The organism is Mycobacterium sp. (assembly GCF_046330795.1).
Taxonomy (GTDB): domain Bacteria; phylum Actinomycetota; class Actinomycetes; order Mycobacteriales; family Mycobacteriaceae; genus Mycobacterium.
In genome coordinates this window covers 1-1,548 of record NZ_JAXLSA010000014.1, presented here as the reverse complement: position 1 = coordinate 1,548, position 1,548 = coordinate 1, and the positions used below count along the sequence as shown (strand labels likewise).

Sequence of the window (1,548 nt, the reverse complement as noted above, 5' to 3'; positions counted from 1 at the left end):
GGGCGTCACCGCCGCGGCCGCACCGCAGTTGCCGCAGAACGGCGCGGCCGGCACGTTCTGTTGGCAGGCCGGGCAGCACCTGGTGGCCACCTCGTCGTTCTGCTCTGTCATGTCGGAACTCACGCCAGCGCCGGGATGACCTCGCGCTCGAACAATTCGATGCCCGAACGGTCGTAGGCCGCCTCGGGGAAGTAACAGATGACGTACTCGCACCCGAGGTCGCGCAGTTTCGTCATCCGCTCGATCACCCGCTCGGGGGTGCCGGTCGCGTTGCCGGGATTGTCGTTCATCGCCATCATCGCCTCGGCGGCGGCGTCGCCGCAGATGCCGGCCAGCCGGTCCCGGATCCGCTGGGCGCGTGCGGCGAAGTCGGCGTCCGAGCTGCCGACGATCGCGTTGACGTTGGCCGACCGGACGATGGCGTCGTAGTCCGTCCCGACCTCCCGGCAGTGCTCGGCGAGGATCTCCGACTTGCGGGTGAACTCCTCGGGATCGGCGGAGAAGTTGGTGTACTGCGCGTACTTCGCCGCGATCTTGAGTGTCACCTTCTCCCCACCGCCGGCGATCCACAGCGGAATTCCGGCGGGCTGCAACGGTTTCGGGGCGACGATGGCGTCGTTCACCTGATACTGCTTGCCCTCGAAGGTCACCCGACCGTCGCGCCAGGCGTCGCGCATGATCTGCACACCCTCGTCGAGGCGGGCCAACCGCACCCCGGCCGACGGGAAGCCGTAGCCGTAGGCGCGCCACTCATGCTCGTACCAGCCGCCACCGATACCCATCTGGACCCTGCCGCCGGAGATCACGTCCGTTGTGGCGGCGATCTTCGCCAGGTACACCGGGTTGCGGTAGCTCATCGCGGTGCACATCTGTCCGAGCTTGACCCGGTCGGTGGTAGCGGCCAGCGCCGCCATCAGCGTCCACGCCTCGTGGGTGGCCTCATCGGTGGGCATCGGCACGGTGTGGAAATGGTCGTAGACCCACACCGAGTCCCACGCCCCGCGGTCGGCGTACAGCGCCAGGTCCCGCATTGTGGCCCAATGGTTTTCCACCGGGATGCCCACCAAATCCAGGCGCCAGCCCTGGGGAATGAAGAGTCCGAATCGCATGCGCTCGACTCTAGGCGGCGCCCATTTCTTGTCGGTGGAATGCGCAATAATCGAAAGCATGTTCGAACCCGAGGAGCTCTTCTTCATCGCGGAGGACACCGCCGAAACCCGGTCCCTGGTGGAACGGGTCCAGCGGTGGTCGCGCGTTGAGAACCGTGCCGCCGCGCGGCGGTTGGACGCCATCGCCGACGTATGGGAGACCCGGCTTCGGGAGTGCGGCGACCGGGAGGACTGGGTGATCGACGCCCATGCCTCGGTGACGGCGGAGGTGGCGGCGGCCCTGTGTGTGAGCCAGGGACGGGCGGGCAGCTACCTCAACTACGCGCGCGCCATGCGGGAGCGGTTGCCCCGGGTGGCCGAGGTGTTTCTCGCCGGTGAGGTCGATTTGCGGCTGTTCCAGACCATGGTCTATCGCACGGATCTCATCACCGATGCCGCT

2 protein-coding genes are annotated in these 1,548 nt (G+C 67.4%); one reads left to right on the top strand and one right to left on the bottom strand.

Annotated elements, in window-relative coordinates; genetic code table 11:
* Window positions 1–119: 119 nt before the first annotated feature.
* Window positions 120–1,109, bottom strand: coding sequence for an LLM class F420-dependent oxidoreductase (locus U0R18_RS21505; protein WP_526372303.1), 990 nt, complete (start codon window positions 1,107–1,109; stop codon window positions 120–122).
* A 58-nt stretch (window positions 1,110–1,167) separates the two neighbouring features.
* On the opposite strand from U0R18_RS21505, the gene U0R18_RS21500 reads away from it, so the two are divergent.
* On the top strand, window positions 1,168–1,548 hold a 381-nt coding region (locus tag U0R18_RS21500), incomplete at its 3' end, for a DUF222 domain-containing protein (protein ID WP_526372301.1).

Bases quoted from the DNA above. Each gene is read 5' to 3' on its own strand.
- U0R18_RS21505 (WP_526372303.1), bottom strand. From the start codon at position 1,109: ATGCGATTCGGACTCTTCATTCCCCAGGGCTGGCGCCTGGATTTGGTG.